This is a genomic window from Bacteroides sp. AM54-2NS (assembly GCF_003602935.1).
GTDB lineage: Bacteria > Bacteroidota > Bacteroidia > Bacteroidales > Bacteroidaceae > Bacteroides > Bacteroides xylanisolvens.
In genome coordinates, this window is record NZ_QTMZ01000001.1 from 181,643 (window position 1) to 197,195 (window position 15,553).

Sequence of the window (15,553 nt, forward strand, 5' to 3'; positions counted from 1 at the left end):
ATGTATTTTTGTCACATTCAAAACATGACATGAATAAGGGGACTGATGAATCAGAAGACTGCTATGAAACTATTTGGACTGTTGGGGTTGTTGATGTTGTTGAGTTGCGGATATGCTGATAGACACCGCAATAACTCTTCGTGCGAACAGGTGTTGGTTGATTCTCTGGAAGTTCGTGTACAGGATTCTTTGTTTTCCAATGTGCATTATTCCCGCTCACAGGTGCTTGACGCACTGACACAGACGCAAGATTCCCAGGTCTATTATCGTCTGCTTGCCCTTTATGGGAAAACATTCTTTGTCTCTTCCGATTTTGATTCTATACTCTATTACAACCGTCGGGTAAAGGAATTTTCCCGCAATGCTTCCCAATCTCTCCAATCTCCCCAATGGAATGATGTATTATCCGATGTTTATAATATCGAAGGCAACGTGTGGATGCAACTGAACCGCCCTGATTCTGCAATTACCGACTATAAGAAAGCCTACGAATATCGTCTGAGAGGAAAGAAACTGCACCTGCTCCCGGATATTTGTATCAATACTGCTGATGCCTACCTGCATCGCAGTGACTTGGCACACACTGCTTCGTATTATCGTCGTGCCCTGTTTCTCTGTGATTCGCTAAACTTGTCCGAGCACGCGAAATTCCCTGTCTACTACGGATTAGGGCAAACCTATATGGAACTGCGGGATTTCGATTTATCCAATCATTACTATGAATTGGCCGGACAGTATTTCGATGAGATGAACGTGAGCGAACGATGGACTTATCTCAACAATCGCGGTAATCATTATTATTACCGGAAAGACTATCAGGAGCTTTGAAGTATATGCGCAGGGCCAATGTGCTTGTCTCTTCTTATCCGCAGATGGTGTTTGAACAGAATTTTATCAAAGTAAACCTGGGAGAATTGTACCTGCTGACTGACAAACTGGACTCCGCACAGGTCTGTCTGGACGAGAGTTATCGATTCTTCTCCGATATACAGCATAACTCGGCCGTACATTACATCGAAACCCAGATGATTGAACTGGCATTGAAGAAAGGAAATATAGCTCAAGCGAAAACAATGATTGCCCGGACTGCTCCTGTCGGTCATCTTGACGCCAATATGCTGACTATACGCAATCAGTATCTACAACATTATTTTGAACAGATTGGTGATTACCGTCATGCCTATGAGTATCTGAAACGCGATTGTCATCTGGATGATTCCATTCGTAGCGAACGAGTACAGATGCGTGTTGCCGAACTGGATATGCGCTACCGGCAAGATACAATCGTGCTTCGTAAAGAAATGCAGATTCAGCGACAGGCAGGAGAGATGAGGGTGCTCAAATTGAGCGTATTTATCTGGGTGCTTGTCTGCGTGCTGCTTGTGGCGGGAGTAGTGGTGGTTGTCTGGTATATGCGTAAAAAGAGGGAGTTTCTTCGTCAGCGTTTCTTCCAGCAAATCAACCGGGTTCGCATGGAGAACTTGCGGAGCCGTATTTCTCCTCATTTCACTTTTAATGTATTGGGACGTGAAATCAACCAGTTTAACGGCTCGGAAGAGGTGAAACATAATCTGATGGAGCTGGTGAAGTATCTTCGTCGGAGCCTCGAACTGACCGAGAAGTTGAGTGTATCTTTGCAAGACGAACTGGATTTCGTGCGTACATACATCGAATTGGAGCGCGGACGTGTGGGGGAGGATTTTGTAGCGACGGTCACAGTGGAGGACGGATTGGATGCAACCCGCATCATGATTCCTTCTATGATTGTACAAATTTCGGTAGAAAATGCGATTAAGCATGGACTGGCGGGAAAGGACGGAAAAAAGGAACTAAGTGTATATGTTTCCCGTGAAACAAATGGGATTCGTATAACGGTTACCGACAACGGACGCGGGTATCTCCCGCAGGTAGTTTCCGCCACACGGGGTACAGGTACAGGATTGAAAGTGTTGTATCAGACCATTCAATTACTGAATACAAAGAACAAGAGTGATAAAATACGTTTTGATATAACCAACAGAAGCGATGGACAAACCGGTACGGAAGTGTCGGTATATATCCCGTTTCGTTTTTCTTATGATTTATGATGGAGACAGAAGAAAAGTATAAGGTAGTCATCGTTGACGATGAACGTACAGCGATTGATGCTTTGCGCCGCGAGTTAGAGCCCTATCGTGAATTTGAAGTAAAAGGAATTGCAGGGAATGGTGCAAAGGGTAAAAAGATGATTATGGAGTTGCATCCGGATTTATTGTTTCTCGATGTGGAGCTTCCGGATACATTGGGGCTTAACCTGCTAAGTGAAATTAGAGAGGATATTTTGTGGGATATGAAGGTGGTGTTTTACACCTCTTATGATAAATACTTGCTTCAGGCATTGCGTGAGTCGGCTTTCGACTTCCTGTTAAAGCCTTTTGAAGCGGAAGACCTGAAAGTGATTATGGAGCGTTACCGGAAGGCGATGACCTCTGCTTCGCTTCCTCTTTTGCCTTCTTTTGCCTCTTCTATCAGTGCATTAATGCCACAACAGGGCATGTTTATGATTAGTACAGTGACGGGTTTCAAGCTTTTACGCCTGGAAGAAATCGGCTTTTTTGAGTATCTGAAAGACAAGCGTCAATGGCAGGTAGTCTTGTTCAATCAGACTCGCCTGAATTTGAAGCGGAATACAAAAGCAGAAGATATTATCAGTTATTCACAAGCTTTTGTGCAGATTAGCCAATCGGCTATTGTAAATGTTAATTATTTGGCAATGATTGATGGTAAGTGTTGCCAACTCTATCCACCTTTTCACGATAAAAACGATCTGATGATTTCTCGAAGTTATCTGAAAGAACTGCAAGAACGTTTCTTTGTTTTGTAATGTAGACCTTATAAATTGCGATACGCCACTTCTTCAGCAGAAGCGGCGTATCTTTTTTGTTAGAATATTAGAATGAGAGAGAGTTTATGTTACATATTTGTATTATCCATCGTAACGGTCATTTCTGGTACTAGTACGTAGGCTTGTTTTTTAGCGTTCCATTTATAATAATTGGTAGTAACGGTCTTGCCTTCATACGTATAGTTGATGCGTAGGTCTTTTTCCCATTCGTCCTTGCTGCTATTCCACTTTAAGGCTTCGCTTTCAATCATACGTTTATTGTCATCGTACTTGTAGTTGTACTTCATGTAGTTGGCAAGTGTGTTTCCGTCCATTTTGTAAACGGTCTGTCCTACTGTCATACCATTCTCTTCGATTGGATTATAAATCAATTGATTGTCGTAGCTACGTGCAGAAGTAGCAAGCGACACAACAAGAAGAGCTGCAGATAAAACGAACATTTTTAAAGATACTTTTGCTTTCATGGCTATTTAAGTTTTGAGTTATACTTTCATTTGTCTATCAAATGTGTTGGTTTTACGCTGCAAATCTACATATTAATTTGGTATTTATGCATTTTTAAGGATAAAAGATTGTCAAAATGTCAAGGTGTAGGGTCGGAGATGGGTTGCTTTTTGCCAAGATTGGTGACAAAAAAATATCCGGCAGTCAATCTGCCGGATATAGAATGAATCACTTCGTCGAAAAAGGAATCCTTTTTCTAGCTTTCTGGATAATGAGTTAAATAATGTTATTATCTATACTTGCTTCTATTTTGTAAGCGGAGACCTTGGATAAGGTAGAGTCTCCCTGCGCAATTAGTATCTAAAAGATAGCAATTCCTTATTGAGGTGGCCTTTATCCACTTGATGGTTTAATGTGCCTCAAGCCAGTTTTTGCCCCATCCGCAATCTGCTTTCAAGGGGACGTGCATGCGGTATGCTTTCTCCATTTCTTCGATGACAATTTCTTCTACACGCTCTTTTTCATTGACAGGAACGCTGAAATTTAATTCGTCATGTACTTGTAGGATCATTTTAGCTTGTATTCCTTCGGCCTGGAACCGTTGATAGATACGTGCCATCGCTACTTTTATAATATCTGCCGCACTTCCCTGGATAGGGGCGTTGATGGCATTTCGTTCCGCATACCCGCGTACAACGGCATTGCGGGAGTTGATGTCCGGCAAGAAGCGTTTCCGATGGAAAATTGTTTCCACATAACCTTTTTCCTGGGCCACCTGAATACTTTTGTCCATATAGGCTTTCACTCCCGGATAAGTCTCAAAGTAACCGTCGATTAGTTCTTTGGCTTCTTTGCGATCTACATTCATTCGTTCGGCAAGGCCAAATACGGATATGCCATAGATGATACCGAAATTGGCAGTCTTGGCTTTACGGCGCATGTCGGAACCTACATCTTTCAGATCAATCTTATAGATTTTGGCAGCGGTGGCAGCATGAATATCGTGGTTGCTAAGGAAAGCATCAATCATATTCTTATCCTCGCTAAGGTGTGCCATAATACGCAATTCGATTTGCGAATAGTCGGCAGAGAAGAAGAGGCAGCCTTCATCGGGGATGAATGCTTTACGGATTTCTTTTCCATTCTCGTCGCGGATAGGGATATTTTGTAAGTTCGGGTTACTTGAACTAAGGCGTCCCGTAGCGGTTACGGTCTGGTTGAAAGAGGTATGCACCCTTCCTGTGCGTGGGTTGATAAGTAGGGGAAGCGCATCGATATACGTGCCCAATAGCTTTTTCAGTCCGCGATGTTCCAGAATCTTTTCTACCACAGGATGTTTATGCCGGAGGCTTTCGAGCACTTCTTCCGAGGTGACATACTGCCCGGTCTTGGTCTTTTTCGCTTTTTCTATAATCTTCAGTTTGTCAAATAAGACTTCGCCGACTTGCTTGGGTGAAGCGATGTTGAAGGTCTCACCGGCCAGTTCGTAGATTTCTTTTTCGATTTGCTCCATCTGGGCGGTGAAATGAGCGGATGATTGTTGCAGTGCTTCCGTGTCCAGCAATACTCCGTTCCGTTCGATATTGACTAATACCGGAACAAGAGGCATTTCTATATCATAGAATAAACGTTCGGCGTCATTTTCTTTCAGCTCTTTCTCCAATACGTTTTTCAGTTTCAGAGTGATGTCCGCATCTTCGCAAGCGTACAGATATACATCTTTCGGGTCGAGGTCGCGCATGTTCTTCTGATTCTTTCCTTTGGGGCCTATCAGTTCGTCAATATGGATGGTCTGATAATGCAGATAAATTTCTGCCAGGTAATCCATACCATGACGAAGTTCCGGTTGAAGAACATAGTGAGCGATCATCGTATCGAAAAGCGGACCTTTTACTACTGCACCATAATTTTGAAGAACGATCATATCGTACTTGATATTCTGTCCGACTTTTAACGAATTCTCATTTTCGAAGACCGGACGGAACTCATTTACGATTTTTAACGCTTCGTCCCGATCTGATGGAACAGGAACATAAAATGCTTCATTTTCGGCAATGGAAAAACTCATTCCGACCAATTCGGCATCCATTGGTTCGGTTCCAGTGGTCTCCGTATCTAACGAGAGAATTTTCGATGTAAGTAACTTTTGAATAATTTCTCTTCTTTTCTCCTCTGTATCAATGAGTTGATAGTTGTGTGGCTGCGATTCTAACGTCTCTAGATTCGATTTTTTTGCTTCATCCGGCTCATTGGGCGTGAAATTCGCAAACAAATCGCCTTGTATTCCGCCTCCTTCTTCGGGGAAAAGTGGAAGAGGAGAGGGGGCGCTTTTTCCGGTGGCTACTTTGCTTCCGGGAGTGGAGGTTATTCCATTTCCGGAAACCTCTTTTTTTAGTACCCGATCGATGAGCGTTCTAAATTCCAGTTCTTCGAAAATACTGCGAAGTGAATCTTCGTCTGCTTCTTCGCGGACAAGAGAATCCATTTCAAGTTGGATGGGCACATCGATTTTAATCGTGGCGAGGAATTTCGAGAAAGTAATCATTTCCCGGTTCGTTTCCACTTTTGTTTTCAGTGCACCTTTCAGTTGGTCGGTATGCTCTAATAAATTTTCGATGCTTCCGAATTCGGAAATCAGTTTTTGAGCAGTCTTTTCTCCTACTCCGGGACATCCGGGGATATTATCCGAAGAGTCTCCCATCAGTCCGAGCATGTCAATCACTTGTGCCGGAGACTGAATGTCAAACTTGGCTTTCACTTCTTCAACACCCATCACTTCGAAACCTCCTGTGTGCTTGGGACGGTACATAAATACCTTGTCGCTTACCAACTGTCCGTAATCTTTGTCGGGAGTCATCATATAGGTGGTGATACCTTGGCGGCCGGCTTCGGTGGCAAGCGTACCTATCACGTCGTCGGCTTCGTAGCCTGCAACTTCCAGAATAGGGATGCGGTAAGCACGAATAATATCCTTTATAATAGGTACGGAAAGACGGATCGCTTCCGGAGTTTCTTCACGCTGCGCTTTATATTGTTCGAAAGCTTCGTGGCGGAAGGTAGGTCCTGCAGGGTCGAAGGCTACTCCTATATGAGTGGGATTCTCTTTTTTCAGCACTTCTTCGAGGGTGTTTACAAAACCCAGTATAGCTGAAGTGTTGAATCCTTTGGAATTGATTCTTGGGTTCTTAATAAAGGCGTAATACGCCCGGTATATCAGTGCATAAGCGTCTAAAAGAAATAATTTATTACTTGAATCCATAGATTTAATTAATTTTTCATGGTAAAAGTACAAAAAAATACGGTATTCAGCGTTTTATTATTACTTTTGTGCTCAAATTGTGTAATTAATGGACAGCATCTCACTCATCAGAACTCCGATTGAAGCAGAACTGAGAGACTTCAAAGAACTTTTTGATAGTTCTCTCTCCAGTTCAAATGCATTGCTCGATAGTGTCGTATCTCACATACGGCAGAGGAATGGTAAGATGATGCGTCCTATTCTTGTTTTGCTGGTGGCACGTCTTTATGGTGCTGTATGTCCTTCCACTCTTCATGCAGCTGTTTCATTGGAACTTCTTCATACAGCCAGTTTAGTACATGACGACGTCGTGGATGAAAGTACCGAACGCCGTGGACAACTCTCGGTGAATGCTATCTTTAATAATAAAGTAGCCGTGCTGACGGGCGACTATCTACTGGCAACCAGCCTGGTGCATGCCGAACTGACGAATAGTCACCGCATTATTCAACTGGTGTCTACTCTTGGACAGGATCTTGCTGACGGCGAGTTGCTTCAGCTTTCAAATGTAAGTAATCATAGCTTTTCTGAGGAGGTTTACTTTGATGTAATTCGTAAGAAGACTGCCGCTCTTTTTGCCGCCTGTACGAAAGCTGCCGCTTTTTCGGTAGGTGTAGGGGAGGGAGAAGCCGAACTAGCCCGTTTGTTGGGCGAATATATTGGTATCTGCTTCCAGATAAAAGATGATATTTTCGATTACTTTGATAATAGAGAGATTGGCAAACCGACAGGTAATGATATGCTTGAAGGTAAACTGACATTGCCCGCTTTGTATGTATTGAACACGACAAAAAATGATGAGGCGCAAGAATTGGCAATCAAGGTAAAGGAGGGTACAGCTACTCCCGATGAAATTGCCCGTTTGATCTCGTTTATCAAAGAAAACGGGGGTATTGAATATGCCGTTCAGACGATGAATGTCTATAAGCAAAAGGCTTTTGATTTACTGGCTTCTTTGCCGGAATCTGATATTTGTGTAGCTCTCCGGGCTTACTTGGATTACGTGGTAGACCGCGAAAAATAGTTACTTCCTGTGCCTGCCCAGGAGTGAATAGCACGATAATAATCGATCCCAATCTTCTATCTTTCCCGATTTCATCGCTTTTCCTAAAAGGAAACTCTTGTCTATTTCTTCAGCTGTATGAAGATCTAACGAACATAATTGGGCTGCTTGTTCTATGTACTTCCAGGCTTGTTCCTTGCTGATGTGCCCGCATGTTTGGGAGGCGCGCGCCAAGCTGACAAGCAATCCCATGTCCCATCCGATAATCCCTTTTTCTAAGTCATTTATCCATATAATCGGGTCTCTTCTTTCTTCTGTATATTTCACGAATTTGTATAGATTCTTTCCTTGCCGGATGAAGCGTTCTACTCCGAAAAAGCGCTTTTGGATGATACTTTCGAACTCGTTGATGTTCTCTGTGGAGAGTAAGCAGGGGAGCATAATCTGGTAGGAGACTCTGTCTCCTTCGTTAATCAGGAACTGGAATAATCCGGTGACGGACTCGGTATCGGTGCAGTGGAACTCTTCTGCCAGCAGTCTGGATAGCTTTTGGGGATGGACTCCGGTCTCCATGGAGTTGAGATAGAAGCCTTGCAGTCCAGCTTCCATATAACCGATGCGTAGCCCCTTCTTTTTCTCTGTTCCGAGGATGAGATTCAGAGGGTTGTGATTGAATCGTAAGGTTCTCGTGTAAGCGTCCATCCTTAATACCTCCATAAAGTTCATGAAAAGCGTGAGAACTGTTGCCATGTATTTTCCTGAGGCTTCGGCAAGCCGTTATGAGTATACAAGCAACAGTCCCACGCTCCATTCGATATATAACAAAATTATATACATGAAGGTGCGTGAGACCCGTTTGCTTATTACCATTCATAACTTTGAATTTTGCCGAATTCCAGGAACTGGTAATAAATGAAACGTTCTCTAATATAACTAATTAGCTATATTTTCATCGCTAAACCGTTTACAAAGATAATTGTTTTTCCGAATTGTCCAGTAACTATGTTTAGTTTTTCTTAAATAAAAATACCGCGTCGATTCCCGTGATACGGGAGTCGCGCGGTAAGGCGTATTTGATTGCTAATGTAGCCTTTAATTTTTAGAAGAACTTGATTTCTTCGCCTTTGATGTCGGAAAGGAGGAGGTTGGCTAAACGGCTGGTTCCCAAGCGGAACAGTTGATTATCCAGCCATTCTTCACCTAATAGTTCTTTTACAATAGTGTAGTAAATAATCGCATCGTTAACAGTGTTGATACCACCTGCCGGTTTGAATCCAATCTTGTTTCCTGTCTTCTGATAGTATTCTTTGATAGCTTCACACATCACGTAAGCGGCTTCCGGCGTTGCGGCAGGCTGCTGCTTTCCGGTAGATGTCTTGATGAAGTCTGCGCCCGAATACATGGATAGGATAGAGGCTTTCTTGATGTTGGAAGCACTCTTTAATGCGCCTGTTTCGAGGATTACTTTAAGGTGGTGTTCCTTGCAAACTTCTTTTAGTTCCTGTATTTCTTCGCACATTCCTTCGTAGTCTCCGCTAAGGAACTTGCCGATGGAAATCACAATATCTATTTCGTCTGCACCGTCTGCAATGGCCAGTGCTGTTTCTGCCACTTTCACTTCAATAAATGTCTGTGAAGAGGGGAAACCTCCTGATACACAGGCGATATTGACTCCATCTACTTCCAGCGTGTTTTTAACGATGGCTGCAAAGTTGGGGTACACACAGATGGCTGCTACGTTTTTCAGATCAGGATATTCGTCGTCAAACTGATTGACTTTTTCAGTAAAGTGCATCACGCTTTCGTCGCTGTCAGTACTGTTCAGGGTGGTCAGATCAATGCAGTTGAACAGGAATTTCTTAACGTCCTCCGTGTTGTTCTCCGGCACTTTTTTCTCAATCAATTCAGCTACGCGAGCTTGAATATCTGCATCGCTCAGATTGGTATTATACTTTGCCAATGCGGCCTTGTACTTGTTGGGCTGTGAGTTATTCTCTTCCATGATCTTTCAGTTTTGGGTTGTTGATATGTCTTTTATTATCTCGTTTCGTTTTCTTCTCCATGCTTTTCCGGAAAGCGTCAGTGATGTCTACTCCCGTCTGGTTGGCGATGCAGAGAAGCACCCATAAGACGTCTGCTATCTCTTCATCTATGTTGTCTTTTTCTCCTTCCTTGAAGGATTGGTCGCCATATTTGCGGGCCATGACACGGGCCAGTTCTCCTACTTCTTCCGTCAGGACTGCCATATTGGTCAACTCGCTGAAGTAGCGGACACCGTATGTTTTCACCCATTGGTCCACTTGTTTCTGTGCTTCTTCCAGAGTCATTTTTTTAATGATTAGTGATTAATGATTAGTATGGAATATCTATTCTTTGTTTTTGGTATCCATGCATATAGTAACAGGACCGTCGTTTAAAAGTTCAACTTTCATGTCTGCTCCAAAGATTCCTGTGCCTATTTCTTTTCCCAGTGCACCGCTTAAATCTTTGCAGAATTGCTCGTAGAGTGGGATAGAGATATCCGGTTTGGCAGCTTTGATGTAGGAGGGGCGATTTCCCTTTTTGGTAGAAGCGTGTAGCGTGAACTGGCTGATAACTAAAATTTCGCCTCCATCTTCTAAAATAGACTTATTCATCACCCCATTTTCATCGTCGAAGATACGTAGATTTACTATCTTTTTGCAGAGCCAGTCGATGTCTTCCTGCCCGTCTGATTCTTCGATGCCAACTAATATCAGCATCCCTTTTCCGATGGACGATTTGCAGTGTCCTTCAATGGTTACTGACGCATGGCTTACCCGTTGTATAACTATTCGCATTGTTATTTATTCTATTTCGTGGTTAGGAAAGGCAAATTTACAAAATTCGAAAGAGAAAACGGTGTGTTGACAGGAAAATATTATAAGGTTTTGCCGAAAGCTTTAATGGCTTATTATTTAGGCCTAAAAATGATAGGAAGATAACTGGCTCCACTCCGCCGGCTTCTTATTCATTTTTTGATGATTCATTGCTTAATCCCTCTTTTACGGTCTTGGCTTTCGCTTCTCCGATGATAACGGCAATCTCCTCAAAAGAGGCTTCTTTTATTCGTTTTACGCTCTTAAACTCTTTCAACAGTGCTGTTTTTGTCTTTTCTCCGATACCTTTGATATTATCCAGTGCGGACGCAACTTGTCTTTTGCTGCGTTTATCACGATGGAAACTAATAGCAAAACGGTGTACTTCATCCTGAATCTGTGTCAGCAGACGGAATAATGGGCTTTGCTGTTTGATACCAATCGTCTGCGGAGGAAATCCAAAAAGAAGTTCCGATGTGCGGTGGCGGTTGTCCTTTGCCAGTCCGGCAATAGGAATAGCCAGATTCAGTTCGTCTTCAACGACTTCTCTGACGACCTCCATTTGACCTTTTCCACCATCAGTGATAATCAGGTCGGGTAGAGGAGAATTCTCTTCGATAGCGCGTTGATAACGCCTTCTGACGACCTCTTTCATGGAAGCATAGTCATCAGGTCCTACAACCGTCTTTATATTGTATTTCCGGTAATCTTTCTTTGATGGCTTGGCCTTCTTAAATACAACACAAGCTGCCACGGCATCAGAACCCTGTATGTTTGAGTTATCAAAACACTCGATTTGCAGCGGCGGCCTTTCCAAATGCAATTCTTGCTGAATTTCTTTCATTAAACGCATGCTTCTTTGCTCCGGATTCAATTTTTCCGCCTGTTTTAGGCGATCGGCCTTGTACTGTTTCACGTTTAGAACCGAAAGATCCAGCAATTTCTTCTTATCTCCCCGCTGTGGAACGGTAAATACGACATTGTTTAACTCCAAATCGAGTTCAAAAGGCACTATAATCTCTCTGGATTGGCTTTTGTAGCGTTCCCGCATTTCGATAATACCAAGCCTTAAAAGCTCCTCTTTTGATTCGTTCAGCTTCTTTTTGTATTCGAACGTGAAAGCCTGATTGATGGCACCATTTGTAATGTGCAGATAATTGATGAAAGCAGAGTTCGACTCGTCTTCTTCGATTGAGAATACGTCGATATTGTGCAATACGGAGCTTACTACTTCCGATTTCGAACGATAACTCTCAATCAAAAGATACTTCTCTTTAACCTTCTGTGCCTCTTCAAACTTCATTTCGCCGGCCAGCGTCTGCATCCTTTCCAGTAACATACGGCTGATATCTTGTGTATTCCCTTTCAGGATTTCCTTGATTTCATCTATGTTTTTGAGATATTCTTCCTGTGATTGCAATCCGATGCATGGCCCGGCGCAGTTTTTTATATGATATTCCAGACATACATTAAATTTGCCCGCCCGTATGTTTTCCGGACTTAGGTTTAAATTGCATGTGCGCAAGGGATATAAATGCTTTATCAGGTCCAATACCGCATACATTGATGGAATGTGACTGTACGGGCCATAATAAGAGGAGCCGTTCCTGATAACCTTTCTTGTTTTGAAGACTCTCGGAAAGTATTCATTCTGCACGCAAATAGAAGGGTAGGTCTTGTCGTCCTTTAACAGAACGTTGTAGCGCGGCTTATATTTCTTTATCAGATTATTCTCCAGCAATAACGCATCTTCTTCTGTGTTGACTACGATATAGCGAATATCAGCGATTTTGCTGACCAGTATTCGCGTCTTTCCCGGCTCATGCTCTTTGCTGAAATAAGAATAGACTCTTTTCTTTAGATTTTTTGCCTTTCCAACGTATATAATCGTTCCTTCCGTATTCAGGTATTGGTAAATACCCGGTTTCTCGGGAAGGTTGGCTACAATCCCTTTCAGATATTCATTGGTTTTGCTTTCCGGTTCTACATTCATAATCGTTAGGTATGAGAGATCGCTAGCTGCTTACTTTTGACACATTCTCTGCAAATAGATGCAAATCCTTTATAAAGTCAATACCGATTCTACTTCTACGTCGTCTCCGAATACTGATTTTCCATTCAGTTCTTTCAACTCAATGATGAAGTTTACATATACCTTTTTAGGTTTTAATCTTTTCACCAATTCACAAGCCGCTTTCATCGTGCCTCCTGTTGCCAGCAAGTCGTCGTGTAATAGAACTACATCATTCTCATCCAGTGCGTCTTTGTGAATTTGCACGGTGTCCTTTCCGTATTCCTTGTCGTAGCTTTCTTCAATTGTTTCTGCAGGGAGCTTGCCGGGCTTGCGGATAGGAATGAAACCGGCGTTCAGGCGGGTGGCTAAAATCGGTCCCATGATGAAGCCCCTTGATTCTATTCCTACTACTTTGGTGATCCCTTTATCCTTATACATATCAAACATAATGTTTGATAATTCTTGCAGGCACCATGGATCTTTGAATAGGGTGGTGACATCGTAGAACAGGATTCCGGGGATCGGGAAATCGGGTACTTCCCGAATACTTTTGATTAGTGTTTCTTTGCTCATAATCATTGAATTATATCGTTTCTTTAAATGATTTGTTTCACGTGAAACGTTGCCGCCTATCGTCCCGAAAGCACGAGCAGTACGTTGATGTCGCTTGGAGAGACTCCCGGAATTCTGCTCGCTTGCGCAATCGTCTCCGGATCTATCTTTGCCAACTTTTGCCTAGCTTCGGTGGATAGGGACTGAATGGTGGAATAATCAAATTTTCCTTTGATCTTTATACTTTCCAATCGTGCCAGCTTTTCAGCAATCATCCGTTCTCTGTCAATGTATCCTTGATACTTGATTAAGATTTCAGCCGCTTCGAGAATCTCTTCTTTTCGATCCTGATCCGAACTTGTCGCTTTCTCCAGTTCCCGCTGAAACGCCGGAACATGTTCTATTATATTCTCAATTGTCACTTGCGGACGGTTTAGAATTTCTATCAACTTGCATCCCTGACGCAGGGGAGTTGTTCCTATCTTTTCGAGAGCATCATTAATTAATGCCGGTTTCATCGAATAGTTGCGTGCGAAAGAAACGATTTGTTCCACAGCTTCCTTCTTGCTTCTTACCAATTGATAGCGATCTTCCTTTGCCAATCCAAGCTAAATGCTTTTTCTGTCAGGCGCATATCCGCATCGTCCATGCGAAGCAAAATGCGATATTCTGCACGGGAGGTAAACATACGGTAGGGCTCATCCACACCTTTGGTAACCAAATCGTCGATTAATACGCCAATATATGCTTCGTCGCGAGCCAGAGTAAATGCTTCTCCGCCGTGGCAGTTGATATGCGCATTGATGCCGGCTATCAATCCTTGTCCTCCTGCTTCCTCGTATCCGGTAGTGCCGTTCACTTGTCCGGCAAAGAACAGGTTTTTGATAATCTTCGATTCCAACGTATGTTTTAATTGGGTCGGATCGAAGTAGTCATATTCGATAGCATATCCCGGACGATAGATAACCAGATCTTTGAAAGCCGGGATTTGTTTCAGTGCCGCAATTTGTATTTCCATCGGAAGTGAAGAAGAGAATCCGTTAAGATATAGCTCTTGTGTTGTTTCGCCTTCCGGTTCCAAGAATAATTGGTGCTGGTCTTTATCGGGGAAAGTAACAATCTTGGTTTCGATGCTCGGGCAATAGCGTGGTCCGATACTTTGTATCTGTCCGTTGAATAGGGGAGAATCGGGCAAACCTTCGCGCAAAATCCGATGTACTTCTTCATTAGTGTAGCATGTCCAGCATTGAAGTTGCTTTAAGTGGTGCGTGCTGGTATTCATGAAAGAGAACTTGTGGAAGTCACATTCGCCGGCTTGTGTTTCCATTTGGTCAAAATGAACGCTGCGTGCATCGATTCGTACCGGAGTACCGGTTTTCATTCTTCCATAGGTGATGCCGTGACGGGCGATGGATTCGGTCAATTGATAAGAAGCCGGTTCGGCCATTCTTCCTCCCGGTAATTGATGGCGACCTACGTGCATCAGTCCGTTGAGGAAAGTTCCTGCGGTGAGCACGATACATTTCGCTTTGAAGGTGACACCCCACGCAGTGACCAATCCGGTAACCTCACCGTTTTCAACGAGCAGTTCGCATACCGTATCTTGCCAGATATGAAGGTTGGGTGTATTTTCCAGTTTCTCCCGCCAGGACCAAATGAACTTAGCCCGGTCGCATTGGGCGCGGGGACTCCACATGGCAGGGCCTTTCGAACGGTTTAGAATTCGGAACTGAATGGCTGTTTCATCTGTCACCAATCCCATTTGTCCACCCAGTGCATCTATTTCACGTACAATTTGTCCTTTGGCGATTCCTCCTACAGCCGGGTTGCAACTCATCTGCCCAATTTTGTTCATGTCCATAGTGATGAGACAAGTCTTGGAACCTAAATTAGCTGCGGCTGCCGCTGCTTCACAACCAGCATGTCCGGCACCAATTACAATTACGTCGTACTTAAAATCCATTCCTATCTTATTTATTATCAAACGCTGCAAAGTTACGGAAAAGTTGCGAGACTTGTATCTTCAAGCTGTTTTTGCTTCTGAAAATCCGGGGAGGAATCCGGTTTGACTGAAAAAATCGCCGTAATTTTGAGTTAGAAATATGCAGATTGTTCGAAAATAGCCCGCTTATTGTTTTTTGTGATTGTATGTTTTTAAATAGAATGGTAATAGATTGTGTTTTAAATTCCCTGTTTTGCTTTCTTTTTGTTAGTTGTGTACTTGCTCAATTATGAATGCAACTAGAGAGTAAAAGGAAAGATTTGTTGAGAAGACGGATTGTTGTGGGAATAAACGTGAGGTTTACACTCTAAATCTACCCTACGTCTTGACATAAGTCAAAAAAATAAGTCTGAATGTAATTTTTTGCATGATGGCTTTTGCTGTTTTCGCAAACAGCTATACCTTTGCAGTGTAGTTGTGAAACTACTTATATTTTAGGTATTAGAAAAAGGTAATAATTAAAAGGTATTAGTTTATAAAATTAAGGTATTAGATTTTAAGATTAGTTTTTAGGAAAAA

The 15,553-nt window shown here is 42.8% G+C and carries 11 protein-coding genes and 2 pseudogenes; 4 read left to right on the forward strand and 9 right to left on the reverse strand.

The features are described 5' to 3' along the window. Positions 1-45 precede the first annotated feature (45 nt). Together DXA05_RS00675 and DXA05_RS00680 are read left to right on the forward strand one after the other, a co-directional pair. Positions 46-2,087: pseudogene (locus DXA05_RS00675) on the forward strand (histidine kinase). After that, positions 2,084-2,863 (forward strand): LytTR family DNA-binding domain-containing protein, encoded by a 780-nt coding sequence (locus DXA05_RS00680; protein WP_008641602.1) that lies wholly within the window; start codon positions 2,084-2,086, stop codon positions 2,861-2,863. Before DXA05_RS00675 ends, DXA05_RS00680 begins: the two are co-directional and overlap by 4 nt. 89 nt (positions 2,864-2,952) lie before the next feature. Here DXA05_RS00680 and DXA05_RS00685 read toward each other — a convergent pair whose 3' ends face one another. Both DXA05_RS00685 and polA read right to left on the reverse strand, forming a co-directional pair. Continuing rightward, on the reverse strand, positions 2,953-3,348 hold the full coding sequence (locus DXA05_RS00685; RefSeq protein ID WP_128858636.1) for a DUF3836 domain-containing protein: 396 nt from the start codon (positions 3,346-3,348) through the stop codon (positions 2,953-2,955). A 389-nt stretch (positions 3,349-3,737) separates the two neighbouring features. Continuing rightward, positions 3,738-6,587 (reverse strand): DNA polymerase I, encoded by a 2,850-nt coding sequence (gene polA / locus DXA05_RS00695; RefSeq protein ID WP_128858638.1) that lies wholly within the window; start codon positions 6,585-6,587, stop codon positions 3,738-3,740. 88 nt (positions 6,588-6,675) lie between these two features. On the opposite strand from polA, the gene DXA05_RS00700 reads away from it, so the two are divergent. Next, the gene (locus DXA05_RS00700) at positions 6,676-7,650 is read left to right on the forward strand and encodes a polyprenyl synthetase family protein (protein WP_055235632.1); all 975 of its coding nucleotides are present in this window, start codon (positions 6,676-6,678) and stop codon (positions 7,648-7,650) included. Here the strand turns inward: DXA05_RS00700 and DXA05_RS00705 are convergent, their stop codons facing one another. Beyond that, positions 7,651-8,331, reverse strand: a complete 681-nt coding sequence (locus tag DXA05_RS00705) for a DUF1266 domain-containing protein (RefSeq protein WP_055235650.1) — start codon at positions 8,329-8,331, stop codon at positions 7,651-7,653. Between the two features lie 22 nt (positions 8,332-8,353). On the opposite strand from DXA05_RS00705, the gene DXA05_RS28265 reads away from it, so the two are divergent. Then, positions 8,354-8,545, forward strand: coding sequence for a hypothetical protein (locus tag DXA05_RS28265; protein ID WP_008770476.1), 192 nt, complete (start codon positions 8,354-8,356; stop codon positions 8,543-8,545). A 183-nt stretch (positions 8,546-8,728) separates the two neighbouring features. Here DXA05_RS28265 and deoC read toward each other — a convergent pair whose 3' ends face one another. The 6 genes and pseudogenes from deoC to mnmG all read right to left on the reverse strand — a co-directional run bounded on the left by deoC (position 8,729) and on the right by mnmG (position 14,995). Continuing rightward, entirely contained in the window at positions 8,729-9,631 is a 903-nt protein-coding gene (gene deoC, locus DXA05_RS00715) for a deoxyribose-phosphate aldolase (RefSeq protein WP_004313730.1), read from the reverse strand. After that, positions 9,618-9,956 (reverse strand): nucleotide pyrophosphohydrolase, encoded by a 339-nt coding sequence (locus DXA05_RS00720; protein WP_009041169.1) that lies wholly within the window; start codon positions 9,954-9,956, stop codon positions 9,618-9,620. The genes deoC and DXA05_RS00720 overlap by 14 nt, the downstream gene beginning before the upstream one ends. 39 nt (positions 9,957-9,995) lie before the next feature. Beyond that, entirely contained in the window at positions 9,996-10,448 is a 453-nt protein-coding gene (dtd, locus tag DXA05_RS00725; RefSeq protein WP_004313732.1) for a D-aminoacyl-tRNA deacylase, read from the reverse strand. Between the two features lie 166 nt (positions 10,449-10,614). After that, the gene (gene uvrC, locus DXA05_RS00730; protein WP_128858639.1) at positions 10,615-12,459 is read right to left on the reverse strand and encodes an excinuclease ABC subunit UvrC; all 1,845 of its coding nucleotides are present in this window, start codon (positions 12,457-12,459) and stop codon (positions 10,615-10,617) included. 69 nt (positions 12,460-12,528) lie between these two features. After that, the gene (locus DXA05_RS00735) at positions 12,529-13,059 is read right to left on the reverse strand and encodes an adenine phosphoribosyltransferase (RefSeq protein ID WP_004313735.1); all 531 of its coding nucleotides are present in this window, start codon (positions 13,057-13,059) and stop codon (positions 12,529-12,531) included. A 50-nt stretch (positions 13,060-13,109) separates the two neighbouring features. Further along, positions 13,110-14,995, reverse strand: a pseudogene (mnmG, locus tag DXA05_RS00740) (tRNA uridine-5-carboxymethylaminomethyl(34) synthesis enzyme MnmG). Between the last annotated feature and the right edge of the window lie 558 nt (positions 14,996-15,553).

What these genes read in the sequence shown, in the direction of transcription:
- DXA05_RS00680 (WP_008641602.1), top strand. Translation starts at nt 2,084, where the DNA reads ATGATGGAGACAGAAGAAAAGTATAAGGTAGTCATCGTTGACGATGAA.
- DXA05_RS00685 (WP_128858636.1), bottom strand. Translation starts at nt 3,348, where the DNA reads ATGAAAGCAAAAGTATCTTTAAAAATGTTCGTTTTATCTGCAGCTCTT.
- polA (WP_128858638.1), bottom strand. Translation starts at nt 6,587, where the DNA reads ATGGATTCAAGTAATAAATTATTTCTTTTAGACGCTTATGCACTGATA.
- DXA05_RS00700 (WP_055235632.1), top strand. Translation starts at nt 6,676, where the DNA reads ATGGACAGCATCTCACTCATCAGAACTCCGATTGAAGCAGAACTGAGA.
- DXA05_RS00705 (WP_055235650.1), bottom strand. Translation starts at nt 8,331, where the DNA reads ATGGACGCTTACACGAGAACCTTACGATTCAATCACAACCCTCTGAAT.
- DXA05_RS28265 (WP_008770476.1), top strand. Translation starts at nt 8,354, where the DNA reads ATGAAAAGCGTGAGAACTGTTGCCATGTATTTTCCTGAGGCTTCGGCA.
- deoC (WP_004313730.1), bottom strand. Translation starts at nt 9,631, where the DNA reads ATGGAAGAGAATAACTCACAGCCCAACAAGTACAAGGCCGCATTGGCA.
- DXA05_RS00720 (WP_009041169.1), bottom strand. Translation starts at nt 9,956, where the DNA reads ATGACTCTGGAAGAAGCACAGAAACAAGTGGACCAATGGGTGAAAACA.
- dtd (WP_004313732.1), bottom strand. Translation starts at nt 10,448, where the DNA reads ATGCGAATAGTTATACAACGGGTAAGCCATGCGTCAGTAACCATTGAA.
- uvrC (WP_128858639.1), bottom strand. Translation starts at nt 12,459, where the DNA reads ATGAATGTAGAACCGGAAAGCAAAACCAATGAATATCTGAAAGGGATT.
- DXA05_RS00735 (WP_004313735.1), bottom strand. Translation starts at nt 13,059, where the DNA reads ATGATTATGAGCAAAGAAACACTAATCAAAAGTATTCGGGAAGTACCC.